Source organism: Curtobacterium sp. SORGH_AS_0776, assembly GCF_031453355.1.
In the GTDB taxonomy this organism is placed as follows: Bacteria; Actinomycetota; Actinomycetes; order Actinomycetales; family Microbacteriaceae; genus Curtobacterium.
This window is the reverse complement of record NZ_JAVIYU010000001.1, coordinates 917380-941552: the sequence shown is the minus strand read 5'-3', so window position 1 is coordinate 941552 and position 24173 is coordinate 917380. Positions and strand designations below refer to the sequence as shown.

The 24173-nt window shown below is 70.5% G+C and carries 22 protein-coding genes and 1 tRNA gene; 15 read left to right on the top strand and 8 right to left on the bottom strand.

Annotation, left to right across the window (positions count from 1 at the left end; translation table 11 throughout):
- The first annotated feature begins 161 nt into the window (after positions 1-161).
- From QE359_RS04770 to msrA, 8 genes are all read left to right on the top strand, one after another.
- Positions 162-1748: an amino acid permease gene (locus QE359_RS04770; RefSeq protein ID WP_309777913.1), complete on the top strand. Its 1587-nt coding sequence runs from the start codon at positions 162-164 to the stop codon at positions 1746-1748.
- An 80-nt stretch (positions 1749-1828) separates the two neighbouring features.
- Positions 1829-2668, top strand: coding sequence for an urea amidolyase associated protein UAAP1 (locus QE359_RS04765; RefSeq protein ID WP_309777912.1), 840 nt, complete (start codon positions 1829-1831; stop codon positions 2666-2668).
- Between the two features lie 29 nt (positions 2669-2697).
- Positions 2698-3360, top strand: a complete 663-nt coding sequence (locus QE359_RS04760; RefSeq protein ID WP_396127750.1) for an urea amidolyase associated protein UAAP2 — start codon at positions 2698-2700, stop codon at positions 3358-3360.
- Entirely contained in the window at positions 3357-6995 is a 3639-nt protein-coding gene (uca, locus tag QE359_RS04755) for an urea carboxylase (protein ID WP_309777907.1), read from the top strand. Before QE359_RS04760 ends, uca begins: the two co-directional genes overlap by 4 nt.
- Positions 6992-8713: an allophanate hydrolase gene (atzF, locus tag QE359_RS04750; RefSeq protein WP_309777906.1), complete on the top strand. Its 1722-nt coding sequence runs from the start codon at positions 6992-6994 to the stop codon at positions 8711-8713. The genes uca and atzF overlap by 4 nt, the downstream gene beginning before the upstream one ends.
- Before the next feature lie 23 nt (positions 8714-8736).
- A complete protein-coding gene (locus tag QE359_RS04745) occupies positions 8737-9429 on the top strand; it encodes a helix-turn-helix domain-containing protein (protein ID WP_309777904.1) in 693 nt (230 codons plus the stop codon).
- 48 nt (positions 9430-9477) lie between these two features.
- Positions 9478-10098: a biotin transporter BioY gene (locus tag QE359_RS04740; RefSeq protein WP_309777902.1), complete on the top strand. Its 621-nt coding sequence runs from the start codon at positions 9478-9480 to the stop codon at positions 10096-10098.
- A gap of 81 nt (positions 10099-10179) precedes the next feature.
- On the top strand, positions 10180-10701 hold the full coding sequence (msrA, locus tag QE359_RS04735; protein ID WP_092387936.1) for a peptide-methionine (S)-S-oxide reductase MsrA: 522 nt from the start codon (positions 10180-10182) through the stop codon (positions 10699-10701).
- A 24-nt stretch (positions 10702-10725) separates the two neighbouring features.
- Here the strand turns inward: msrA and QE359_RS04730 are convergent, their stop codons facing one another.
- The 4 genes from QE359_RS04730 to QE359_RS04715 form a co-directional block, all read right to left on the bottom strand.
- Positions 10726-11085, bottom strand: coding sequence for a UBP-type zinc finger domain-containing protein (locus QE359_RS04730; RefSeq protein ID WP_071303276.1), 360 nt, complete (start codon positions 11083-11085; stop codon positions 10726-10728).
- Between the two features lie 80 nt (positions 11086-11165).
- Positions 11166-12167, bottom strand: a complete 1002-nt coding sequence (locus QE359_RS04725; RefSeq protein WP_309777900.1) for an aldo/keto reductase — start codon at positions 12165-12167, stop codon at positions 11166-11168.
- A gap of 203 nt (positions 12168-12370) precedes the next feature.
- Positions 12371-13378: a TerC/Alx family metal homeostasis membrane protein gene (locus QE359_RS04720; RefSeq protein ID WP_071296470.1), complete on the bottom strand. Its 1008-nt coding sequence runs from the start codon at positions 13376-13378 to the stop codon at positions 12371-12373.
- Between the two features lie 106 nt (positions 13379-13484).
- Positions 13485-14459, bottom strand: coding sequence for a family 43 glycosylhydrolase (locus QE359_RS04715; protein WP_309777897.1), 975 nt, complete (start codon positions 14457-14459; stop codon positions 13485-13487).
- A 178-nt stretch (positions 14460-14637) separates the two neighbouring features.
- On the opposite strand from QE359_RS04715, the gene QE359_RS04710 reads away from it, so the two are divergent.
- Positions 14638-15291, top strand: coding sequence for a nuclease-related domain-containing protein (locus QE359_RS04710; RefSeq protein WP_309777896.1), 654 nt, complete (start codon positions 14638-14640; stop codon positions 15289-15291).
- Positions 15292-15308: 17 nt separating this feature from the next.
- Here the strand turns inward: QE359_RS04710 and QE359_RS04705 are convergent, their stop codons facing one another.
- Positions 15309-16085: an alpha/beta hydrolase gene (locus QE359_RS04705; protein WP_309777895.1), complete on the bottom strand. Its 777-nt coding sequence runs from the start codon at positions 16083-16085 to the stop codon at positions 15309-15311.
- A 51-nt stretch (positions 16086-16136) separates the two neighbouring features.
- On the opposite strand from QE359_RS04705, the gene QE359_RS04700 reads away from it, so the two are divergent.
- The 4 genes from QE359_RS04700 to QE359_RS04685 all read left to right on the top strand — a co-directional run bounded on the left by QE359_RS04700 (position 16137) and on the right by QE359_RS04685 (position 18912).
- Complete coding sequence (locus QE359_RS04700) at positions 16137-16550, top strand: MarR family transcriptional regulator (protein ID WP_309777893.1); 414 nt, start codon at positions 16137-16139, stop codon at positions 16548-16550.
- Positions 16551-16607: 57 nt separating this feature from the next.
- Complete coding sequence (locus tag QE359_RS04695; protein ID WP_309777891.1) at positions 16608-17195, top strand: TetR/AcrR family transcriptional regulator; 588 nt, start codon at positions 16608-16610, stop codon at positions 17193-17195.
- A gap of 70 nt (positions 17196-17265) precedes the next feature.
- A complete protein-coding gene (locus tag QE359_RS04690) occupies positions 17266-18672 on the top strand; it encodes an amidase (protein ID WP_309777890.1) in 1407 nt (468 codons plus the stop codon).
- Between the two features lie 12 nt (positions 18673-18684).
- Entirely contained in the window at positions 18685-18912 is a 228-nt protein-coding gene (locus QE359_RS04685; protein WP_309777889.1) for a hypothetical protein, read from the top strand.
- Between the two features lie 380 nt (positions 18913-19292).
- Here QE359_RS04685 and QE359_RS04680 read toward each other — a convergent pair whose 3' ends face one another.
- From QE359_RS04680 to QE359_RS04670, 3 genes are all read right to left on the bottom strand, one after another.
- Positions 19293-20009: an MAE_28990/MAE_18760 family HEPN-like nuclease gene (locus QE359_RS04680; RefSeq protein WP_309777888.1), complete on the bottom strand. Its 717-nt coding sequence runs from the start codon at positions 20007-20009 to the stop codon at positions 19293-19295.
- Between the two features lie 9 nt (positions 20010-20018).
- Positions 20019-21152 (bottom strand): DUF262 domain-containing protein, encoded by a 1134-nt coding sequence (locus QE359_RS04675; RefSeq protein WP_309777886.1) that lies wholly within the window; start codon positions 21150-21152, stop codon positions 20019-20021.
- 425 nt (positions 21153-21577) lie between these two features.
- Positions 21578-21667 (bottom strand) — tRNA-Ser (locus QE359_RS04670).
- A 142-nt stretch (positions 21668-21809) separates the two neighbouring features.
- Here QE359_RS04670 and QE359_RS04665 point away from each other — a divergent pair.
- Positions 21810-22799 (top strand): SGNH/GDSL hydrolase family protein, encoded by a 990-nt coding sequence (locus QE359_RS04665; protein ID WP_309777884.1) that lies wholly within the window; start codon positions 21810-21812, stop codon positions 22797-22799.
- Positions 22800-22809: 10 nt separating this feature from the next.
- Positions 22810-24171 (top strand): DNA repair protein RadA, encoded by a 1362-nt coding sequence (radA, locus tag QE359_RS04660; protein WP_070419292.1) that lies wholly within the window; start codon positions 22810-22812, stop codon positions 24169-24171.
- The last annotated feature ends 2 nt before the right edge of the window (positions 24172-24173 follow it).

Genomic DNA, 24173 nt, shown 5'->3' with positions numbered 1-24173 from the left:
CCACAGGTGTCGCCCACGAGGCGCACCGACCTCGAACGTTTACACGCGGGCGACTTCCGACACGTGCCCGAAACAGCCGGGCAACGGCGATGACACAGCCCGGCACGACACTGGTCGCACTACCTGTCACCCGACAGGTACTCCGCGAAAGGCCTGCAGCCATGCGCTCTCCCGAAGCACCGCTCCACACGCCCCGCGCCACGTCCAGTGCCGACGCCCAGGGCCTCGCCCGGCTCGGCTACGAGCAGGAGCTCCACCGCGGGGTCGGCTCGTTCTCCTCCTTCGCCGCCGGCTTCTCGTTCGTCTCCATCCTCACCACGGTCTTCCAGCTCTTCGGGCTCGGGTTCGGTCTCGGCGGCGCCGCCTTCTTCTGGGCCTGGCCGCTGGTGTTCGGGGGCCAGCTGCTCGTCGCGCTGAACTTCGCCCAGCTCGCCGCCCGCTGGCCGATCTCCGGCGCGATCTTCCAGTGGTCGAGCAGGCTCGCCGGTCCCCGGTTCGGCTGGTTCACCGGCTGGACGATGATCATCGGCCAGATCCTCACCGTCGCCGTCGCGGCGATCGCCGTCCAGGCGGTCCTGCCGGCGATCTGGGACGGCTTCCAGGTCGTCGGCGGCCCCGGCGCCGATCCGTCCGTCGCCTCGGCGACGGGTGCGGCCAACGCGGTGGTCCTCGGGCTCGTGATGCTCACCGTGACCACGGTCGTCAACATCGTGAGCGTCCGGTTCATGGCCCGCGTGACGAGCTTCGGCGTGCTCGTGGAGATCGTCGGTGTCGTCGTCCTGATCGCGGCCCTGTTCCTCCTGCCGCACCGGAGCCCCGCGGTGGTGTTCTCGACCGAGGGGTCGACGAGCACCGAGCCGTACGTGTGGGCGTTCCTCGCCTCGTCGCTCATGGCCGCCTACGTGATGGTCGGCTTCGACTCGGCGGGCGAGCTCGCCGAGGAGACGCACAACCCGCGGCGGACGACCCCGAAGACGATCGTCCGCGCGCTCACCGTGTCCGGACTCGGCGGCGGGCTGCTCATCATCGGCGCGCTCATCGCCGCACCGAGCCTGACCGACGGCAAGCTCGCGACGCAGGGGCTCGCCTGGGTGATCACGTCCACCCTCGGCGACGTCTTCGGCCGGCTCCTCCTCTGCACGGTCGCGGTCGCGGTGTTCGCCTGCACGCTCGCGGTGCAGACGGCCGGTGCCCGCATGGTCTACTCGATGGCCCGCGAGAAGGCGCTGCCCTTCCACCGCACGCTCGCCCGCGTCTCGCCCCGCACGGGCACCCCGATCGCGGCCTCGGTCGTCGTCGGTGTCGGTGCGGGACTCGCCCTCGCCGTCAACATCGGCCAGTCCGCGATCTTCACCGCCCTCTCCAGCCTCTGCATCGCGATGCTCTACCTGGCGTACCTCGGGGTCACGGGCCCGCTGCTCGTCCAGCGCATCCGGCTCCGACGCACCGGGCTGCCCGGCGGCGTCGACGAGGCCGGGGCGCCGCTCTTCACGCTCGGTCGGTGGGGGATCCCGCTGAACACCCTCGCCGTCGCGTTCCAGATCGGCATGGCGGTCAACCTGATCTGGCCCCGCCCGGAGATCTACGACCTCACCGGTGACTCGTGGTGGCTGCAGTACAGCGCGCTGCTGTTCATCGGCGCCGTGCTGCTCGTCGGCTGGGCGTGGTCGTCGTGGCGGCACCGCGCACACGGGCCGATCACGTTGGCCGAGGTGCCGCACACCGCACCCACCCCCGTCGACGCCTGAGCGAGGGGGCGGGCCGGCCGGGACCGGCCCGCTCCCGCACACCAGCACCCGCACCGCCCGCACCACCGGAAGGAACCACCGTGCGTGACCTGCACCAGACCGACAGCGTGACCGCCTCACGCTCGGACGCCCGCGCCCAGGGCGGCACGACGTCCGACTGGATGCCGTACCTCCCCGCCTCGTCGGCCCCGTTCGCACCAGAGGGCGTGGACCCGGCCGACCTCGTCTGGGCCGAGACGGTCGCCCCGGGCGGGTACACCCACAAGGTCCTCGCCCGCGGGTCCCGGCTCCGGTTCGACGACCCGACCGGCGACGCGTGCGCGAACCTGCTGGTGTTCAACGCCCTGGAGCCGTGGGAGCGCCTGAACGTGGCCGACACCCAAAAGATCCCGTGGCAGGCGTACCTCGGCCAGGGCTCGCCCCTGCTCAGCGGCGACGGCCGTGTTCTGGCGACCGTGGTCGAGGACACCTCCGGCCACCACGACGCCTTCTGCGGCACCTCCACCGACGCGTGGAACGAGCGCAAGTACGGCGGAGCGGCACCCGAGGGACCGACGCCGAGCGGGCGGTCGCTCCTCGCGAAGGCTGCGGCGAAGCACGGGCTGTCGAAGCGGGACCTGCCCCCGAGCATCTCGTTCTTCCAGGGCGTCCACGTCGAGGCCGACGGCTCGCTGACGCCGACGGGCAGTGCCGGGCCCGGTCACCACGTCACGCTGGTCGCCGAGCTGCCCCTGCTCGTCCTCGTGGCGAACGTCGCCCACCCGGTCGACCCCCGACCCGAGTACACGGTCGGCCCCCTGCGCGTGCACGCCTGGCGCGGCACGCCGACCGCCCACACCGACCCCCGGGCGACCGCGGCCCCGGAGCTGTACCGGGCGCACCTGAACTCGATCGACTACGCGGAAGCGCGAGGCCTGTGATGACCGGAACCCTGACCACGACCGTGCCGATGGGCGCTGTCCACGGCCCCGACGTCCCGCTCGACTGGAGTGAGTCCCTCGTCCCCGGGACCGTGGTCCGCGACGACCGTGTCGCGCCGCTCGCGCCGTGGTCCGCCGTCGTGCGCGCCGGCGAGGTGCTCACGATCGTCGACGTCGGCGGCAACCAGAGCGCCGACTGCCTGGTCTACGACGCGCACGACCCCGACGAGCGCTACAGCGTGCCGGACACCCTGGCGGCACAGGGCAACGCCTACGTCCGGACCGGCACCGTGCTCATGTCGAACGAGGGCCGTCCCCTGATGACGGTCGTCGCGAACGAGATCGACCGGCAGGACACCATCGGCGGCGCGTGCTCGAAGGAGTCCAACACGCTCCGCTACGGCCACCACACGCAGTACCAGCACGGCTGCCGCGAGAACTTCCTCGCCGAGGCCGGCCGACACGGACTGGGGGCTCGGGACATCGTGTCGAACCTCAACTGGTTCATGAACGTCCCCGTCGAGGAGGACGGCGCGCTCGGCATCGTCGACGGCATGAGCGCCCCCGGCAAGCGCGTCGCGATCCGGGCCGAGCGGGACGTCCTCGTGATCGTCTCCAACTGCCCGCAGATGAACAACCCCTGCAACGACTTCTCCTGCACGCCTCTCCGGATGATCGTGGTCCAGCCGTGAACGCCGCGCTCTCCACCGACACCGTCCTCGTCGCCAACCGCGGTGAGATCGCCCGCCGCGTGATCCGCTCCGCGAAGGCGCTCGGGATGCGCACCGTCGCCGTGTACTCGGACGCCGACCGCGCCGCCCCGCACGTCCGCGAGGCCGACGTCGCCGTCCGGCTCGGCCCGGCACCGGCCCGCGAGTCCTACCTCGACATCGACGCCGTGGTGCGCGCGGCGATCGACTCCGGCGCCGGTCTCGTGCACCCCGGGTACGGCTTCCTGTCCGAGAACACCGCGTTCGCCGCGGCGTGCGAGGCCGCCGGGATCCGCTTCGTCGGCCCGACGGCCGAGCAGATCGTGCAGTTCGGCGCGAAGCACACCGCGCGCGAGCTCGCCGCTGCCGCCGGCGTGCCGATGCTCGCGGGCACCGGTCTCCTCGCGGACGTCGACGAGGCCGTCGCCGAGGCGGATCGCATCGGCCTGCCGGTCATGCTCAAGGCCACCGGCGGTGGCGGCGGGATCGGCATGCAGGCGTGCGCGACCCTGGACGAGGTCCGACAGGCGTACGCGAGCGTCGAGCGCACCGCTTCCGCCGCGTTCGGGTCCGCCGGCATCTTCCTCGAGCGGCTGGTCCGGCCGGCGCGGCACGTCGAGGTCCAGCTCTTCGGCGACGGCGAGGGCCGCGTCGCCGTGATCGGCGACCGCGACTGCTCGCTCCAGCGCCGCAACCAGAAGGTCATCGAGGAGGCTCCGGCCCCGGCGCTCCCCCAGCAGGTCCGGGAGGCGCTGCACGCGTCCGCCCGTCGGCTCGCCGAGAGCGTCGGGTACCGCAGCGCCGGCACGGTCGAGTTCGTCTACGACCCGGTCCGCGAGGAGGCGTCGTTCCTCGAGGTGAACACCCGGCTCCAGGTGGAGCACCCGGTGACCGAGGAGGTCTTCGGCGTCGACCTCGTCGAGCTCATGCTCCGCCTGGCCCGCGACGGCGCTGCCGGCATCGACCCCGAGGTGTTCACGCGCGCGTGGACCCCGATCGGCCACGCCGTCGAGGCCCGCGTCTACGCCGAGGACCCGGCCAAGGGGTCGCTCCCGTCGAGCGGCCTCGTCACCCAGGCGGTGTTCCCCGAGCGCGACGGCGTCCGCATCGACGGCTGGGTCGAGACCGGCTCCGAGGTCTCCGCGTTCTACGACCCCATGCTCGCGAAGGTCATCGCCACCGGGGAGACCCGTGACGACGCCCTCGACCTGCTCCGGGACGCCCTCGCCGACACCCGTGTCGACGGCATCGTCACGAACGCCGGGCTGCTCCGTTCCCTGACCGACGACCTCGAGCTCCGCACCGCCACGCACTCCACGTCGACGCTCGACGAGACCGACGACCCGGACCCGCGGATCGACGTCGTCGTGCCCGGCACGATGACGATGATCCAGGACCTGCCCGGTCGGGTCGGCTACTGGCAGGTCGGTGTGCCGCCGAGCGGTCCGTTCGACGGCGCCTCCTTCGCCGAGGCCAACCGTGCGGTGGGCAACCCGGACGGCGCCCCCGCCCTGGAGATCACCGCGACCGGTCCGACGCTGCGGTTCTCCACCGCGGCCGTCGTGGCCCTCACGGGCGCCCCGGTGCCGGTGACCCTGGACGGGGAGCCGGTGCAGCTCTGGGAGCCCGTCGAGGTCGGTGCCGGCCAGACCCTCGCGATCGGTGCTGCTCCCGGCCCAGGGCTCCGGAGCTACCTGGCCGTCCGCGGCGGCTTCGACGTCCCGACCTACCTCGGTTCCGCCGCGACGTTCACGCTCGGCGGGTTCGGCGGCCACGCCGGCCGGGCCCTGCTCGCCGGCGACGTGCTCCGTCCCGGGTCCCCGGACTCGGACGCCCCGCACCCGGCCTTCCCGGTCGGCACCCGGCTCGGCCTGGTCGGCGGCCCGACCCCGACCGAGCGACGCACCGCGCTCACCGACGCGTGGGAGATCGCCGTCACCGAGGGACCGCACGCGGCGCCGGACTTCTTCACGCGCGCCGACCTCGACGTCTTCTACGCCACCGACTACGCCGTGCACCACAACTCCGCACGCACCGGCGTCCGGCTCATCGGCCCCCGACCGGGCTGGGCGCGGACCGACGGCGGCGAGGCGGGCCTGCACCCGTCGAACATCCACGACACCCCGTACGCGGTCGGGGCGATCGACTTCACCGGCGACACCCCGATCATCCTCGGACCGGACGGCCCCTCCCTCGGCGGCTTCGTCTGCCCCGCGGTGGTCGCCAGCGGCGACCTGTGGAAGCTGGGCCAGCTCCGACCGGGCGACACGGTCCGGTTCGTGCCCGTCCGCGAAGCCGACGCCGCCGCGCTCGAGGCGAACCGCGCCTCCCGGACCGTCCCCCGCACCGGCGGCGACGGCGACGACGGGGTGATCGCGCGCCTGGACGCGACCGGCGCCCGACCGGGTGTCGCGTACCGACGCGACGGCGACGACAACGTCCTCGTCGAGTACGGCGACATGACCCTCGACATCGCGCTGCGGATGCGCGTGCACGCCCTCATGACGAAGCTGCAGGAGGAGGCGCCACGCGGCATCCTCGACATCACCCCCGGTATCCGCTCGCTGCAGGTGCACACCGACGCGAGCGTGCTGAAGGCGAGCACGATGGCGGGTCTCCTGCGCGAGCTCGAGGACGAGATCCCGCCGACGGACCAGCTCGTCGTGCCGTCGCGCACCGTCAAGCTGCCGCTGTCGTGGGACGACCCGGCCACCCGGCTCGCGATCGAGCGGTACATGGCCGGCGTGCGGAACGACGCCCCGTGGACGCCGTGGAACATCGAGTTCATCCGGCGGATCAACGGGCTCGACAGCGTGGACGACGTGTTCCGCACGGTCTTCGACGCGAGCTACCTCGTGCTCGGGCTGGGCGACGTGTACCTCGGTGCGCCGGTCGCCACGCCGCTCGACCCCCGGCACCGGCTCGTCACGACGAAGTACAACCCCGCCCGCACCTGGACGGCGGAGAACTCCGTCGGCATCGGCGGCGCGTACCTCTGCATCTACGGCATGGAGGGGCCCGGCGGCTACCAGTTCGTCGGCCGCACCGTGCAGATCTGGAACCGGTTCCGCCGCGGCGGCCTGTTCCAGGAGGACCCGTGGGCGCTGCGCTTCTTCGACCGCATCGAGTGGTACCCGGTCGGGGCGGAGGAGCTGCTCGAGCTGCGCGCCGAGACCGACGCCGGCCGCGGGGACTTCGAGACCGTGGACGGCGAGTTCTCGATCGCCTCGTACAAGCGGTTCCTCGGTGAGAACGCCACCTCGATCGCGGACTTCCGCGCGCAGCAGGCCCGGGCGTTCGACGAGGAGAAGGAACGGTGGCGGGCCTCGGGTGAGTTCGACGTCCGCGACGAACCCGCCGTGGTGCTGCCGGACGAGGTGGTCCTGCCCGCCGGTGCCACGGCGGTGACCGCACCGTTCACCTCGACCGTGTGGCAGGTGGACGTCCGACCGGGCGACCGTGTGGACGAGGGTCAGCGGCTGCTGGCCGTGGAGGCGATGAAGATGGAGTCGATGGTGCACGCACCCGTGGAAGGACACGTGTTGGAGGTCTACATCAAGCCGGGCGACCAGGTCGCCCCGGGGCAGGTCCTGGCAGCGATCGGAGCACCGGCGTGAGCGGGGGCAGCACCGCGGCGGACCGTGTGCACGCAGCCTTCGACCGGATCGACGCCGTCGACCGTCCCGAGGTCTGGATCACCCTGCGCGACCGAGCCGCCGTCGTGGCCGAAGCCCAGGCCGTCGACCCGGCCCTGCCGCTCGCCGGGATGCTCGTCGCCGTCAAGGACAACATCGACGTCGCCGGACTCCCGACCACGGCCGCGTCCCGCTCCTACGCGTACACGCCGACGGCCGACGCCACCGCGGTCGCTCGTCTCCGGGCCGCGGGCGCTGTCGTCGTCGGCAAGACGAACCTCGACCAGTTCGCCACCGGGCTGGTCGGCACCCGGTCACCCTTCGGTGCCGTCCGGAACGCCTGGGACCCCACCCGGATCTCCGGAGGCTCCTCGAGCGGCAGCGCGACCGCCGTCGCCCTCGGCATCGTCGACTTCGCGCTCGGTACCGACACCGCGGGCTCCGGCCGGGTGCCGGCAGCCCTGAACCACCTCGTCGGCGTGAAGCCCACGAAGGGTCTCGTCCCGAACACCGGCGTCGTCCCGGCCTGCCGGTCGCAGGACTGCGTCACCGTCTTCGCCCGGTCGCTCGACACCGCCCGGACCGCCACCGAGCTCATGGCCGGCCCGGACGGCACCGACCCGCTCGCCCGACCGGACGCAGCGCTCGTGGACGGGTCGCTCGTCGTCCTCCCCGCCGTGCCGCGGATCGCGGTCCCGCTGCCGTCGCAGCTCGAGGGGCTCGCGCCCGGCTGGGCGGATGCGTTCGGCCAGGCCGTCGACCGGTTCCGCGCCCTCGGGCACGAGGTCGTCGAGGTCGACATCGCACCGCTGCTCGACGCCGCTGCGCTGCTCTACGAGGGCGCGTTCGTGGCCGAGCGGTACGCAGCGGTCGGCGCCCACATCGAGGCGAACCGCGACCGGATCGGCGACGACCTCGACCCGACGGTCGCCAGGATCGTGCTCGGCGGCGCGGCCCCCACCGCCGCGGAGCTCTTCGCCGACCAGGAGCGACTCGACGCGTTCGGCGCTGCCGGTCGAGCCGCCCTCGACGGCACCACCGCGCTGCTCACCCCCACCACGACCTGGCACCCCACCCTCGACGAGGTCGCCGCGGACCCGATCGGCGCGAACAGCCGGATGGGGCGGTACACGAACTTCGCGAACCTGCTCGACATGGCGTCGCTCGCGGTCCCGGCCGGCTTCGTGGACGGGCTGCCGTTCGGCGTCATGCTGACCGGCCCCGCGTTCACCGACCGCCGCCTCGCGGCACTCGCTGCGGCCTTCGCCGCACCGACGGTCGACCTCGTGGTCGTCGGCGCACACCTGCGGGACCAGCCGCTGAACGGGCAGCTCGTCGCCGCGGGCGGGACGTTCGTCCGGGAGGCGCGCACCGCCTCCGACTACCGGCTGTACGCCCTCGACACCGTGCCGCCCAAGCCCGGACTGGTCCGGACGCGCTCGGTCGCCCCCTCCGCCGGAGCGGCGGCGCCGGACGGCGCCGGGATCGCCGGCGAGGTCTGGCGGCTCCCGGCGGCGGGCTTCGGGACCTTCGTCGCCGCGCTGCCCGCACCGATGGCGATCGGCACCGTGACGCTCGACGACGGCACGGACGTCACCGGGTTCACGGTCGAGGCCGTCGCCGTCGAGGGCGCCGAGGACATCACGCACCACGGCGGCTGGCGGACGTACCGGGAGCACGCGGCCCGGGAGCGCGTGTGACGGCCGGCTGCGAGGATGGGGCCATGTCCTCCGACGACCGGCCCGCCCGACTCGGCAGACCGCGGGTCGTCCCGGACACCGCGTCCGGGCTGAGCCCCCGCGACCAGATACTCGACGCCGCGGCGGCCCTGTTCGTCGAGAACGGCTTCAGCGCCACCTCGACCCGGGCGATCGCCGAACGGGTCGGCATCCGGCAGGCCTCGCTGTACTACCACTTCGCCGGCAAGGACGAGGTGCTCGTCGAGCTCCTCACGACCTCGGTCCGCCCGAGCCTCGACGTGGTGCGCGGCCTCGAGGAACGCGTGCCCGGATCCGTCTCCGCCGCGGGCGCACTCGCGGCCCTGGTCCTCATCGACATCGACACCCTCGCGCGGACGCCGCACAACATCGGCACGCTCTACCTCCTGCCGGAGGTGCAGGGCGAGCGGTACGAGGGCTTCCGGGCCGACCGGCAGGAGTTGCAGGACACCTACGGCCGACTCGGGGCCCTGGCCGCGACCGAGGACGTCCGGGGCACGGTCGCGCCGGAGCTCCTCGGCGGCATCCTCATCCAGCTCGCCGAGACCGTCATCCAGCTGCGCCGCACCGGCGAGGTGGACGACCACGACCGCGAGGCGATCACCGGCACCTGCCTCCGCGCGTGCGGGCTCGGCCCCGACGCCGTCGCCGCCGCCCGACGCGAAGCCGACGCCCTGCTCGCCGCAGCGGCCGTCTGACGCGACCCACACACGACGCGACCCACACACGACCCGACAGGACACCCCATGACCGACCACGCCCACGCGCCCGTCCGGACCACCGCCCTCCGCCCGCTCGCCGACGTCGTGCTCCCCCGCACCGCCCTGGTCAGCACCGCCCTCGTCGTCGGCGGCGCACTGCTGACCGCCGGTGCCGCCCAGGTGTCCGTCCCGCTCTGGCCGGTGCCGATCACGGGGCAGACGCTGGCCGTCCTGCTCGTCGGCAGCGCGCTCGGCGCTCGCCGCGGAGCACTGTCGATGCTCGTCTACGCGCTGCTCGGCGTCGTGGGGCTGCCGGTCTTCGCCGACGGGACCGGCGGAGCCGACGTCCTGGTCGGCCCGACGGGCGGCTACGTCGTCGGGTTCGTCGCCGCCGCGGCGCTCGTCGGGTGGGTCGCGGAGCGGTTCGGCGACCGCCGGTTCACCGCGGCGTTGCTCTCCTTCGTGCTCGGCACGGTCGTCACGTTTGCCGCCGGGATGGCCTGGCTCGCCGTGTCGCTCGGGCTCGACCTGCAGCGCACGCTCGAGTACGGGCTGTACCCGTTCGTCGTCGGCGGCCTCGCGAAGGCCCTGGTCGGAGCCGGGGTCACGTCCCTCGGCTGGACGGCCGCTCTCCGGCGTCGCGCGACCAGGGGCACGATGGGCTGAGCGCGGGAACAGTCGGCGGGTGTTGCCGGTTGCACCGGGTGATGCCGCAGCCAGCGGCAACGACGACCTCAGGAGGCCACCATGACCACCACCGAAACCGCCATCCTCGCCGGCGGGTGTTTCTGGGGAGCGCAGCAGCTCCTCCGTCGCCGTCCCGGTGTGATCAGCACGCGCGTCGGCTACTCCGGCGGCGACACCCCGAACGCCACCTACCGGAACCACGGCGACCACGCCGAGTCGGTCGAGATCGTCTTCGACCCGTCGCAGATCTCCTACCGTGACCTGCTCGAGTTCTTCTTCCAGATCCACGACCCGTCGACGAAGGACCGCCAGGGCAACGACGTCGGCCGCAGCTACCGCTCCGCGGTGTTCTACACGAACGACGAGCAGCGCGAGGTCGCCCTCGACACGATCGCCGACGTCGACGCGTCCGGCATCTGGCCGGGCAAGGTCGTCACCGAGGTCGAGCCCGCCGGCGACTTCTGGGAGGCCGAGGAGGAGCACCAGGACTACCTCGAGAAGCACCCGCACGGTTACACGTGCCACTTCGTGCGCCCGGGCTGGACGCTCCCGCGCCGCGACGAGGCCGTCAGCGCGAGCTAGCGCGTCCTGATCGGACCCGGCGGGTCAGCGCGACCCGCCGAGCAGTTCCAACCAGTCCCCGGGCAGGCGATCCGCCGGCCCGGGGACTGCCTGTTCCACGGGGTGACTCGTCGGCGCCGCGAGCTCCACGCCCTCGAACGTCGAGTGGTCGCGGTAGTCGTACGACCACGTCTCGCCGGGCTCGTAGCTCTGGATGACCGCGTGCCCGGTCTCCTCCCAGTGCCGGGTGGCGTGGGTGTCCAGCGAGTCGTCGCAGCAGCCGACGTGGCCGCACGCGGCGCACCGGCGCAGGTGCACCCACCAGGACCCGGTGGCGTCGCACTCGACGCACCCGGGTCCGCTCGGTGCGACGTCGGGGTGGATCATCTCGGCGTGGTCCGTCATGGGACCATCCTGGCCCGGACGCAGCCTCCCGGCCAGCGCGCCGCCCGGACGCAGCCTCCCGGCCAGCGCGCCGCCCGGACTCAGCCGCGCGGCACCAGCGCGTCGATGGCCGCGAGCTCCTCGCCGGTCAGAGGCGCACCCTCGAGGGCGTCGAGCGTCCCGTCGAGCTGCCGGACGCTCGACGCCCCGACGAGCGCGGACGTGACCGCCGGTTGCCGGAGCACCCACGTGATGGCGAGCTGCGCGAGCGTCTGCCCACGGGACACGGCGATGTCGTTCAGAGCCCGCGCGGTCGTCAGGTACTCGTCGTCGATCCGGTCCGCGCCGAACCAGCGTCCCTCCGCCGCCCGCGACCCGACCGGCACCGAGCCGTCGAGGTAGCGGTCCGTCAGCAGGCCACCGGCCAGCGGCGAGAACACGATCGCGCCGGTCCCCAGACGGAGCAGCTCGTCGAAGAGCCCGTCCTCGGGGACCCGGTCGAACATGTTGTAGCGCGGCTGGTGGATGAGCAGGTGGATGTCCTCGGCGGCGAGCGCCTCGGCCGCGGCGGCCGTCTGCGCCGGGTCGTAGTTCGAGATCCCGGCGTAGAGCGCCTTGCCCGAGCGGACCGCGGTCACGAGGGCGCTGACGGTCTCCTCGATCGGGGTCTCGGGGTCCGGCCGGTGCGAGTAGAAGACGTCGACGTACTCGAGCCCGAGGCGTCCGAGCGACTGGTCGAGCGAGGCGAGCATGGACTTGCGCGAGCCCCAGTTGCCGTACGGACCGGGCCACATGTCGTAGCCGGCCTTCGTCGACACCACGATCTCGTCGCGGAACGGCCCGAGGTCCGACTCGAGGATGCGACCGAACTGCTCCTCGGCGGCTCCGGGCGGCGGGCCGTAGTTGTTCGCGAGGTCGAAGTGGGTGATCCCGCGGTCGAACGCGTGCAGCACGATGTCGCGCTGCGTCGTGAGCGCTCGGTCGGCGCCGAAGTTGTTCCACAGCCCGAGGGAGATGCCGGGCAGGAGCAGGCCGCTCCTCCCGACGCGCTGGTACGGGAGTCGCTCGTAGCGGTCGTCGGCGGGGCGGTGGACGTCAGGCATCGTTGCTCGATCCGGTTCGTGAGGGGGTGGCGGTGGCGGGGTCCGGTGTCGACGCTAGCGGACCGCACCAGCCGGTTCCGGCGCACCGCGCCAGCGGGGTGACGGCCGTGCCTGGAGGGACGGTGCGGGCCCGACCCGCGCCTCCAGTCCGTCTCGTGGTGCGTCCACCGCCGGACGCGCGCGACGGGCGCGGTGCAGGACCGCTACGCCGTGCCGGCGTCGCGGGAGACCTCGTCGTGCGACTCGTCCTCGCGGCGCATCCGCAGCAGGCTCGCCCCGGTCGCCACACCCATCGCCACGACGATGACCAGCAACGACACCCCGGTGCCGATCTCCGGCGCCCACTCGACGTGCTCCCCACCGTTGATGAACGGCAGCTCGTTGCCGTGCAGTGCGTGCAGCACGAGCTTCACGCCGATGAACGCGAGGATCGCCGCGATCCCGTACTTGAGGTAGACCAACCGCTCGAGCAACCCGCCGAGCAGGAAGTACAGCTGCCGCAGGCCCATCAGGGCGAAGACGTTCGCGGTGAACACGATGAACGCGCTCTCGGTGATGCCGAAGATCGCCGGGATCGAGTCGAGCGCGAACAGCAGGTCGGTCGTCCCGATCGCGATGAGGACCACCAGCAGCGGCGTGAAGTGCCGTGCGCCGTCTTGCACGATGCGGAACTTCATGCCGTCGTAGGTGTCGGTGATGCGGATCCGACGCCGGAGCAGCCGCACGATGAGGCTGTCCTTGTCATCGTCGTCGTCCTCGCCACGGAGCTGCTGGATCGCCGTCCACACCAGCCACGCCCCGAAGAGGTAGAAGATCCACGAGAAGTCTTCGATCAGGCGGGCGCCGAGCAGGATGAAGACGCCGCGCAGGACCAGCGCGATGATGATGCCGAGCATGAGCACCTCCTGCTGGATCGCCTTCGGCACGGAGAACCGCGCCATGAGGATCACGAACACGAAGAGGTTGTCGATGCTCAGGCTGTACTCGGTCAGCCAGCCCGCGAGGAACTGCCCGGCCGGCTCCCCGCCTGCGAAGACGAACATCGCGACGGCGAACAGCAGCGCGAGGCCGACGTAGAGGCCCACCCACAGGCCGGACTCCTTGAGTGTCGGCACGTGCGGACGCCGCGCGACGACGAGGAGGTCGGCCAGCAGGATCGCGACGATGGCGATCAGGGAGCCGACTTCGAACACGGCCGGGAGCTCGAGCATCCGGGGCCTTCCTGGTTGGGGGCGTCGGGGACGTCCAAGCTTGCCACGCGCGCGGGCCGGCCCCGCACTCGACGGCGCGGTTCGTGACCGCCTCGACCCGGCGGGGTCAGCCCACGGGGTCCGTCTGCACGACCGGCGCACCGTCGACGAACGTCAGTTCCGTCGCCGCGATGCACCACGTGTGTCCGTCGTCCGGGTTGCCCTGGAAGAACAGGTACTCGCGCCCGTCCTCGTCGCGGAAGAAGCCCGGGTGGCCGGACTCGGAGCGGTTCCACGCCCCCTCCGGCCCCGCCGGCACGAGCGGCTCGTCGGAGCCGCGCGTCCACGTCCGGCCGTCCGGGCTCGTCGCCCACCCGATCTGCTGCGGCTCATTGTTGTACGCGCCCGCGTAGAACACCGTGAACGTCTCGCCGTCCCACCGCAGCGCCGGCGCCTCGATGCAGTCCTGCTCCCAGGGCAGCTCCGGGGCCAGCGCCGGCCCGTCGACGGACAGCTGCTCCCAGTCGGCGCGGCCGTACGCGCTCCCCAGCGGCGCTCGTGCCGTCCCGAGCAGCTGCGTCGTCATCGTCGGGTCACGCGTCACCCACCCGAGCAGCAGCCAGTCGCCCGCGACCACCAGGTCCGCGTCGATCGCTCGGCCGCAGGTCCACTCCCCCGTCGGGCGGAACACCGGGTTCTCCGGGTTCGGCGTGAAGGTCAGGCCGTCGTCGCTGACGGCGTGGCAGATCGAGTCCTCGCGGCCCCGGCCGTAGGTCTGGAAGAACAGGTGGACGCGTCCGTCGATCACCACAGCGCCGGGCGCTGCCGCACCGCTGCGGTCGTACTCCCCGAACGACGGCAGCTCGGCCACGGTCCGCCACGTGACGAGGTCGTCGCTCTCGGCGATGCCGACCGACCACCCCTCGGGCTCGTCGTCCCTCGCGGGCGGGAGGGAGCAGTACAGCAGGTACCGATCGCCGAACCGGATGACGGAGGGGTCCTTCGCGTAGGGGCGGCCGCGGCGGGACGTGTCGCCCCAGGGGGCGCCGAGGAGGCGCACGGTCTGCGGCGCTGCGACGGGGTCGGGTGCGGATGTCGGCATGGCTCCACTCTGCGCCCCGCCGGGGCGCGCGGACCAGCGTGACCGCTTGTCGGACTGGAGGCGCGGCTGGCGTCCGGTGCCGCGCCTCCAGTCCGGTGGTCCGACCGTCCCGTCGTGTCGCTCGCGCGCCTCGCACTGGGGCTCGTGGACGAGGCAGGCTGTCTGCCTGGATGGGTCCATGGGGACCGACCACACGACCGGCGCCGGCGCGTCCGCGCAGCGCGAGTACGACCGCCGCAGGGCGCGCGACGAGGCGACGATCCGCTCGACGTGGGGCGAGGGGCGGATCGGTACGATCGCCGTCGCACTCTCGAGCGAGCGGCAGAGCACCGCCGCGTGGAGGTCCGGCGCCGTCGGTGAGGCTGAGGTCGGACGGAGACTCGACGCCATCGCGTCCGACCACGTCGTGGTGCTCCACGACCGGCGCATCCCCGGCTCCCGCGCGAACATCGACCACATCGTCGTCACCCGGGCCGGCGTCTGGATCGTCGACGCCAAGCACTACCGAGGCAAGCGGCCGCGGCTGGTGGTCGAGGGCGGACTGTTCCGTCCGCGCGTCGAGAAGCTCGTCGTCGGCGGCGACCGGACGAAGCTCGTGGACGGTGTCCTCCGCCAGGCGACGCTCGTCAGGGAGCTCGTCGACCCGGTGCCCGTGCACGGCGCGCTTTGCTTCGTCGGGGCGGACTGGCCGCTCGTGGGCGGGTCGTTCACCGTCCGCGGTGTCGACGTCTGCTGGCCGGGGAAGCTCGCGAAGCGGCTCGCTGCGCTCGACGGGGAGGTGGACGTGGCTGCGGTCGCGGCAGCGGTGGGGCGGCGTTTCCGGCCGGCGTGAGGCCCGACGGCCGCGGGTCAGTGCTCGCGCAGGAACGGGTCGAGGACGCGCCACGTCGCGTCGGGGTTCTCCAGGTGGGGCAGGTGCCCCGCTTCCGGCACCTCGGCGAACGTCGCCCCCGGGACGGCCGCTGCGACTCGACGACCGTACGCAGGCGTGACGACCCGGTCGCTCTCCCCGAACACGATGAGTGTGGGCACCGCGACGGAGGCGAGCCGCTCCATGAGGGTCGGGTCACTCATCGTCCGCCCGGCGACCGCGATCATCGTCGCGCCGTTCGACTGCTGCACCGCCCGCTGCTGGTCCGTGAGCGCGGTCGGGTCGACGAAGCCGCGGTCCGGGTCGTGCCAGGCGACCTCGGCGAGACCCCGAGCATCGAGCGCGAAGAAGTCGGCGATCGGCTCGCCCTCGACGACGGCGCCGACACCGTCGACGTCGACCACCGCGCCGACCACACCCGCGTACCGGTCATCGGCGGCAGCCTGGACGGCCATCTCGAGGGCGATCCACCCACCGATCGACGAACCGATCAGCACGACGTCGCGTTCGCCGTCGACGAGGAGCCGTTCGAGGTACGCGGCGGCGAGTGCAGCCACCGAGTCGATGTCCGCGGGCCGGCTCGTCCCGTCCCAGCCGGGGTGCGTCGGTGCGAGGACGTGGTGCGTCGTGGCGAGGTGCTCGACGAGCGGCGCGACCGTCCGCGGGCCGCCGCCGCCGTGCAGCACCAGCGCCGTCCGTGAACCGGGCACGCCGGCCTCGGTCACCTGCAGGTCAGTGGGGAGTGTGGGGATCATGAGCACGCCTTTCTCAACATGTTTATTTACTGGTGTTGATACGGTAGCACTGTGACGACGGACCTGGAAGCCCTCGGGCAGGCGATCAAGCGGGCGCAGTACCGGAACCACCGGACGATGGACGTAGCGCTCCGGCCGGTCGGCGTGACCCTGGTGCAGTGGGACGCGCTGCGGGCGATCGACCGGATGCCCCACGCCTCCGGGCACGACCTCGCCGTTGCGACGTTCCAGAGCGACCAGGCGTTCGGGACCCTCGCGACCCGGCTCGTCGAGCGGGGGTTGATCGTGCGAACAGCCGGCCACGGGCGACGGATCGAGCACGCGCTGACCGACGAGGGCCGGGAGCGCCTGCAGTCCGGTCGACGCGTCGCCGAGGAGGTGCTGTCGGAGCTCTTCGCACCGCTCGACGAACCGGGTCGCGGCGCCTTGGCCGTGCTGCTCGGAACACTGCTGCGGGAGCAGTGAGGATCGCGGATCGACCCGCTTGTAGACGACTGGTCTAATAGCGTGTACGCTCGAGCCATGGCCACCACGGAGATCGACACCAGGCAGCACATCCTGGACACCGCCCAGACCCTCATGGCGCGCAAGGGGTACACCGCGGTGGGCCTGACGGAAGTCCTGTCCGAGGCCGATGTCCCGAAGGGGTCGTTCTACTACTACTTCTCCTCGAAGGAAGCCTTCGGCGAGGCGCTCATGAAGAGCTACTTCACCGACTACCTCGCGACGATGGACCGCATCGCGAGCGACACGTCCAAGACGGGTGCGGAACAGCTGGACGAGTACTGGCAGCGCTTCACCGACCTGCAGTCGTTCGACGACTTCCAGGGGAAGTGCCTGGTCGTGAAGCTCGCCGCCGAGGTGTCCGACCTGTCCGAGCCCATGCGACTCCAGCTGGTCGACGGCACCACCGGCATCATCGACCACCTCGAGCGGATGATCACCACCGGCGAGCGCGACGGCTCCGTCACCCTCGACGACGACGCGCGGTCGCTCGCGCAGGAGCTCTACGAGATCTGGCTCGGCGCCAGCATCATGGCGAAGGTCCAGCGCGCAGCCCAGCCACTCCAGCGGGCCCTCGACAGCACGAAGGTCCGACTGCACCTCTGACCCACCGGGCTCCGGCCCGGTCCTCTTTCCATCATCACTAGACGACTGGTCTACTAGCAAGGAGTACATCATGGCCGAAGACATCTTCTACCTCGACGCGACCGAACTGGCCGCTCGCATCAAGGCAGGTCAGCTGACCTCAGTGCAGGTCGTGCAGGCGTACCTGGACCGCATCGCGGCGGTCGACCCGAAGATCAACGCGATCGTCACCCTCAACGACGACGCTCTCGCCGAGGCCGCTGCCGCCGACGCGGCGCTCGCTGCCGGCGAGGAGGTCGGCCCGCTGCACGGTGTGTCGTTCACGGTGAAGGACTCGATCGACACCGACGGGATCCTCACCCAGCGCGGCTCCCCCATCTTCACGGGGCGGACCCCCGACGAGGACGCGGTGGCGGTCGCCCGGATGAAGGCAGCCGGCGGCATCGTGCTCGCCAAGACCAACCTGCCCGAGTTCTCGTACTCGACCGAGAGCGTCAACCTGCTCTCCGGCCGGACGAACAACCCGTACAACCTCGACCGCACCTCCGGCGGCTCAAGCGGTGGCGAGTCCGCAGCGATCGCCGCCGGTCTCAGCCCGATCGGCCTCGGCACCGACCTCGCGATCTCGGTCCGCGGCCCGGCGTCCCACACCGGCATCGCCGCCATCAAGCCCACCCACGGCCGCATCCCGATGACCGGTGTCTGGCCGCGCGTCCCCCGACGCGACTGGCACGTCGGCCCCATGGCCCGCACCGTCCGCGACCTCGAGCTCGGCTACCGGATCATGCGCGGCCCCGACGGTCAGGACGGCTTCGCCGTCACCCCGAACACGGTCGACACCGGCAAGCCGGACGCCGCCCCCTCGGACCTCCGCGTGGCGTGGTTCACCGACTCCGGCCTCGGGCCGGTCGACCCGCAGGTCGCCGACACCGTCCGCCAGGCAGCCGAAGCGCTCACCGCCGCCGGCGTCCTCGTCGAGGAGATCGACATCCCGACCCTGCACCACGACAACCCGCTCGCGCTGTTCAACAAGCAGCACGTCATGGAGCTCAAGCCCGCGATGGCCGAAGCCACCAAGGGTCACGAAGACCTCCGGTTCACGATGTCGAAGACCATGCTCGCCACCCCCGACACCTCCGTCGAGGACTACGTCGCGGCCGAGCAGGGCTTCGAGCGCATCCGTGACGCCTACGCCGAGGTCTTCACGCGGTTCGACGCCGTCCTGCTGCCGGTCCTGCCGATCCCGGCGCACGAGCACGACAAGACCGAGTTCGTCATCGACGGGCAGACAGTCGATGCCACCCACATCCAGACCTTCACGGTCCAGTTCAACATCACCGGGATGCCCGCCCTGTCGATGCGCTTCGGCACGAGCACGGACGGCCTGCCGATCGGCGTCCAGATCGCCGGCCCGTGGCACGCCGAGTCCACCGTGTTCAACGTCGCGGCGTTGCTCGAGTCAGTCAGCCCCGTCCGCGACCAGCACCCCGAGATCTGAGGAGCAGGAACGATGACCGTGACAACCGCCCCGGCGGCCCCGGCCGTCCCGGCCGTCCCAGCCGGGGAGTACGTCAACCGCTCCCTGGTCGTCTCCGGAGTCGGTACCTTCACCGGCGTCCCCGCCACCGCCCGAGGCACCTACGTCAGCGGCACGACCTCGCGCGCCCGGACCGGGCAGTACGTCCAGGCGTCGCCGCGTCGGGTGCATCGGCAGACCCTGATGCTCACCAACCATTAACGGGGAGCCGCGCCAGCCAGTCCAGGAGGCGGGCGCGGCGCTTCGTGATGCCGATGGCTACCAGGAAAGAAGAAAACCCCCGCGTCGACGGGGGTTTTCTGTGGCGGTACCGGTGGGATTTGAACCCATCGCCGCGCATCCGCACGGACGAGACCGATGGTCGAATCGCTGCGTCTGCGGGACTTCCGCTGGCTGATCGAGCCGAGCTGAGCCACCTTGAGACAGATGGCGATGCGCCAAATCGCACCACAGGCGGACCTCGACGACGCCCAGAGCGATCGCGACAGGCGTGGTGTCCAAACCGGCTCTTGGTTGGACCCGAAGAACTGCTCGTCCGACCGCGCCGAACCGAATGTCAAGCGCTAATTATGTACCTCGTGTCAGGATGCGGCCTGTCCCTGCTCAGAAACAACCAACTGCCTGTACGGCTCGACAAGATCGTCTTGCTTTCGACTAAGCCGCTCAGCCAGCGCGACCAAGAAGTTGAGATATCGGCTCACGTCGGCCGGCGTCGGCTTCCGGTCGACATCGCCATGCGCGATGTCATTCCTGCATTTAACAGCGTCCCGCAGGGAAAAACGAATGTTTGCCGTTTTTGTACGACCATTGTCGTCGTCGGAGTAATCAAGATCACCGTCGCAGACCGCACCGCGCTGGCCCATCAAATGAAACAGCCCATCTATTGTCTCCGCGTGGGCGTTGGTGACCTCGCGCTTCAACGTTGCCGGTTTCAACGTTCCCGGTGCCGGTTTGGCTTGAGGATTCCATAAAGCCGTTACATCGCTCAGCTTTTTAAGTAGGGCCCCGCGTTGCTCAGCATCGTTAGATTCGATGATTGCTTGGAGTCGCGGCAGAGTGTGCACCTCCCTCACGCCTACGGGGATTTGGTGCGCGAACAATTCGCCAGTACTCAATACATCGATGAAGTCTTCCGCCAAATTGCCTACGAAGGCTTCAAAATGGCTCACCAATAGCACGACGCTGGATCGACATAAGGCATTCACCGCCTCATCGTCAGTTCGACCGTCAGTAAGTGCGGCTAGTGTCCTAACTTCTGCGACTCCCGCAGCAAAGCTGCCGAGCGGCCCCGCATCCATGGCCATTCTTCAAGCCCGAGCAAGGTGACTCGGAAGACTGACCGTCACACCGAGAGCCACCAACCCATCAGAGACAGCGTTGACGCGACTAACCATCCGGGTCCTGTCAGCCGTGGCACGTCCAATCGATGCTCGGAAGTCGTCGTTGTCGCTCAGGCTCTCGACGAATTGGCGGACTTCTCCCGCCTTGGCCCGCACCTGATCGCGGTCTGCGAAAGCAATGGGGACCATTACGGCATCAAAAAACGCCTTGTTCACCGGCGTTTTGGATCCAGCCAGCCTGAATGGCGAATCTCCCAAAACCTCAGAGACCGTTCGACATACGTCTTCGAATCGATCCACTTCTGCCCGCGATAGCGTCGACGTTTGGTTGCTTCGCATATACTCGTTCAGAAACTGCCGGAGAGGCGGCTTGTAGCTCTCACCCGTGACGAGCGCGAGGTATCGGAGGATGATCTCTTCGTAATCCATCCGCTTGTTCCCGTGCACACCCATGAGCGGGGTGAAGTACGGCTCCTTGGCCAGGGTCTTCAGTGCGTCATTGAGGGAACCCCTATACACCGAGTTTCGCAACTCCTGGGCAGTGAGAGATGCCGCCCCCGTATTGAGGCGCTCAAACACATCAAACTTGATGTCAGGGTGACTATCCTCGGTGATGACAATACACCGAATTGTTCGTCCCTCGAGACGTCGCTGATCACGGGGCGCCAGTTCGGCAAAGACCTTCCCCTCGAGCTCCGTTAGGACCGAGAGCCCTGTGAGAGTCACGTCCCCATCAAGGAATTGCTTGATGGTGCTCAGGCGCTGCAACCCATCAATTACTTCGAATACGCCATTAGAGTCTTCTGCAAAATAGCAGACAGGAATTGGCACGTTGAGGAGTAAGGACTCAATCAGGCGGGACGCTTTCCCGAGGTCCCACACATACTTGCGCTGGTACTCAATCGTGAGACTGATACGGCCCGCTTTGATGTCATCGCTGATCGCCCGCACACCGAGGTCGTAGGGCTGCGTAACGAGGCGCCTCTCCTCTGTGCTCAAGTTCAGGGCTTCTGCCTGCTCGGCGGTGGAATTCAGATCAGGATCATCGTCAATCTCGTCCACTTCGTCGGGCTCCGCCGCGCGGGCTGTTGCTTCAGTCAAGGGATCTCCTTCGTTAGCTGCAACCTACGAGAGTTCCTCACCCATCCGCAACCGTAGGGTTGCCGACTCATACCGCCGTAGCCGTCTCAGGACACTGAGGTCGTGGAGATGTCCCAGCGCCACGGTCGCGGCCAGCTGCACACCTGTGGTTATATGGCCCCCCTCGCGCTGATCTAGAGCTTGAGTGGCGCATCGCAGTGGCGAGGCCGTTAGGGAAGACTGACGTGACAGCTTGCGCTTCGCTGCGCACACTCGAGGAACGGGCGAGTGAACCTCGGACACCGGGTCGGACGCACTCTGGCTGACCCCGCTGGTCAGGATGAGGCAGCCACGGTGCGGAGTCGTGCGCTCACGAGAGCCCACCAGAGATGCATCAAGGCGGCTCCTCAAAAAGAGAAAACCCCCGCGTGAACGGGGGTTTTCAGTGGCGGTACCGGTGGGATTTGAACCCACGGTGGAGTTGCCCCCACACATGTTTTCGAGACATGATCCTTCGGCCGCTCGGACACGGTACCGGGAAAGAGTTTACACGATCCAGGAGGCGCCACGCACCACCGCGCGTCGGCTCCCCCTCCACAAGTGTCCGGTCCCAAATGCCCGTCCACGGCCCAGTTGGGACGGATCGCGTCCCGAAGAAGTCCGCGTAACGTCCACCGCATGAGATCTCGCACGCTCATCGCACTGCTGTCGTCGGTCGTCGGCGGCCTCACCGTCCTCGGGGGCGCTGCCTTCGGCGCCCGGGCAGGCGTCCGTGGCCAGCGCGCCGCCGCCCGTCGGGTCGGCGAGCTGCTGCCCGTGCACGCCGACTGGTGGCGCGAGCGCCTGCAGCACGAGGGGCAGATCACGTACCTCGCGATCGGTGACTCGGCAGCGCAGGGCGTCGGTGCGAGCGAGCCCCACCGGGGTTACGTGGGACTGCTCGCCCGCCGGATCCGGCACCGCTCCCGGTCGTCGGTCCGCGTCGTGAACCTCAGCGTGTCCGGCTCGACGACGTGGGGCGCGCGGAAGGACCAGCTGCCGAAGCTCCGCAACTACACACCCGACATCTGCACCGTGTCGATCGGCGCGAACGACATCGCCGACTTCCACCCCGACAAGTTCGAGCGGAACATCCGCGACATCTACGGCGCAGTGCCGTCGCACGCAATCGTCGCCGAGCTGCCGTGCATGTTCGTCCCCGACCGTGAGCGCAAGGTCGCCGTGGCGAACGAGATCGTGCACCGGGTGGCGGAGGAGTTCGGTCTCACGGTCGCGCCGCTACACACGATCACGAAGCGGGTCGGTCTGCGCCGGACGTTCTTCAACAGCTACGGCGACCTGTTCCACCCGAACGACCGTGGGTACGAGATCTGGGCGAGCGCGTTCGAACCCGCGGTCGACGCCCGGGTCGACGTCGTCGCGGCGATCCGGCACTACCTGTCCGCCCGCGAAGCCGAGGACCTCGGCGCCGGCGCCGCTGCGGTGGCGACCGCGCGAGCCGAGCAGGACACCGAGGGTGCCGAGGCTCTCGACCACGCCGAACGTCCCGGTCGCATCGACCGCCTCCGGCAGCGCATGACCGGATCGGTCACCCTGCCCGACGCCGGACCCGACACGCACCCCGACGGTCCGGACGACCGCGCGGGTGATGTCGGCGGCACCGCCTAGCCTGGCGATCATGGCGCGCGCTCAGTCCCTCTACCGCTGCACCGAGTGCGGCTGGACCAGCATCAAGTGGGTCGGCCGCTGCGGTGAGTGCCAGTCCTGGGGCACGGTCGAGGACTCCACCGCGGCCACCGCCAGCGTCCGGGGCACCACCTCGGTGGCGGTCACGGGCAACCGAGTGGCCCGCCCCATCACCGAATCCCGCGGAACCACCGTCCAGCGCTGGCAGACCGGCATCGGCGAGTTCGACCGCGTCCTCGGCGGCGGAGTCGTCCCGGGTGCGGCGGTCCTGCTGTCCGGCGAGCCCGGCGTCGGCAAGTCCACGCTCCTGCTCGAGGTCGCTTCACGAGCGGCAGCGACGGGCAAGCGCGTCCTCTACGTCAGCGCCGAGGAATCCGTCGACCAGGTCCGGCTCCGCGCCGAACGCACCGGGGCGATGCACGACGACCTCTACCTGGCGAGCGAGGTCGACCTCGGCGTCATCCTCGGCCAGATCGACCAGGTCAAGCCGGACCTCCTCATCGCCGACTCGGTGCAGACCATCTCGTCGAGCTCGATCGACGGCATCGCCGGTGGTACGTCCCAGGTGCGTGAGGTCGCCTCCACGCTGATCCGCGTCGCGAAGGACCGGGCTCTCCCGGTCCTCATCGTCGGGCACGTGACGAAGGACGGCACGATCGCCGGACCCCGACTGCTCGAACACCTCGTCGACGTCGTGTGCCACTTCGAGGGCGATCGGCAGACCGCACTCCGGTTCGTCCGCGCGCTCAAGAACCGCTTCGGCCCCACGGACGAGGTCGGCTGCTTCGACATGGCCGGCGACGGCATCCACGAGGTCCCCGACCCCAGTGGCCTGTTCATGTCGAAGAACGGCGCGCCGGTGTCCGGCACGTGCGTGACCGTCGCGCTCGAGGGACGCCGAGCGCTCCCGGTCGAGGTGCAGGCGCTCGTCGTCCCGAGCTCGGCGCCGCAGCCGCGCCGGGTCGTGAACGGCGTCGACTCGTCCCGCGTGGCGATGCTGCTCGCCGTGCTCGAACGTCGCGCCGGCCTGAAGCTGTCGGATGCCGACGTCTACGTCTCCACGGTGGGCGGCATGAAGCTCACCGAGCCCGGCGCCGACCTCGCGATCGCGCTGGCCCTGGCGAGTGCCGCCCGCGACCGCCCGTACCCGCACACGTTGGCGGCCGTCGGCGAGATCAGCCTCGCGGGCGAGATCCGCCCGACCACCGGCACGAAACAGCGCGCGAGCGAAGCCGCACGCCTCGGGTTCACGACCGTGCTCGGCGCGGACGCCCAGCACCTCCGCGAAGCACTGCGGGTCGCGTTCTCCCTGGCCGCGAACGAGCGGGAGCGCGAACTCGATCGAGCGTTCTGACC

Coding starts and splice junctions, on each gene's coding strand:
- QE359_RS04770 (WP_309777913.1), top strand. CDS start 162: ATGCGCTCTCCCGAAGCACCGCTCCACACGCCCCGCGCCACGTCCAGT.
- QE359_RS04760 (WP_396127750.1), top strand. CDS start 2,698: ATGGGCGCTGTCCACGGCCCCGACGTCCCGCTCGACTGGAGTGAGTCC.
- QE359_RS04745 (WP_309777904.1), top strand. CDS start 8,737: ATGTCCTCCGACGACCGGCCCGCCCGACTCGGCAGACCGCGGGTCGTC.
- QE359_RS04740 (WP_309777902.1), top strand. CDS start 9,478: ATGACCGACCACGCCCACGCGCCCGTCCGGACCACCGCCCTCCGCCCG.
- msrA (WP_092387936.1), top strand. CDS start 10,180: ATGACCACCACCGAAACCGCCATCCTCGCCGGCGGGTGTTTCTGGGGA.
- QE359_RS04730 (WP_071303276.1), bottom strand. CDS start 11,085: ATGACGGACCACGCCGAGATGATCCACCCCGACGTCGCACCGAGCGGA.
- QE359_RS04725 (WP_309777900.1), bottom strand. CDS start 12,167: ATGCCTGACGTCCACCGCCCCGCCGACGACCGCTACGAGCGACTCCCG.
- QE359_RS04720 (WP_071296470.1), bottom strand. CDS start 13,378: ATGCTCGAGCTCCCGGCCGTGTTCGAAGTCGGCTCCCTGATCGCCATC.
- QE359_RS04715 (WP_309777897.1), bottom strand. CDS start 14,459: ATGCCGACATCCGCACCCGACCCCGTCGCAGCGCCGCAGACCGTGCGC.
- QE359_RS04710 (WP_309777896.1), top strand. CDS start 14,638: ATGGGGACCGACCACACGACCGGCGCCGGCGCGTCCGCGCAGCGCGAG.
- QE359_RS04705 (WP_309777895.1), bottom strand. CDS start 16,085: ATGATCCCCACACTCCCCACTGACCTGCAGGTGACCGAGGCCGGCGTG.
- QE359_RS04695 (WP_309777891.1), top strand. CDS start 16,608: ATGGCCACCACGGAGATCGACACCAGGCAGCACATCCTGGACACCGCC.
- QE359_RS04690 (WP_309777890.1), top strand. CDS start 17,266: ATGGCCGAAGACATCTTCTACCTCGACGCGACCGAACTGGCCGCTCGC.
- QE359_RS04685 (WP_309777889.1), top strand. CDS start 18,685: ATGACCGTGACAACCGCCCCGGCGGCCCCGGCCGTCCCGGCCGTCCCA.
- QE359_RS04680 (WP_309777888.1), bottom strand. CDS start 20,009: ATGGATGCGGGGCCGCTCGGCAGCTTTGCTGCGGGAGTCGCAGAAGTT.
- QE359_RS04665 (WP_309777884.1), top strand. CDS start 21,810: ATGAGATCTCGCACGCTCATCGCACTGCTGTCGTCGGTCGTCGGCGGC.
- radA (WP_070419292.1), top strand. CDS start 22,810: ATGGCGCGCGCTCAGTCCCTCTACCGCTGCACCGAGTGCGGCTGGACC.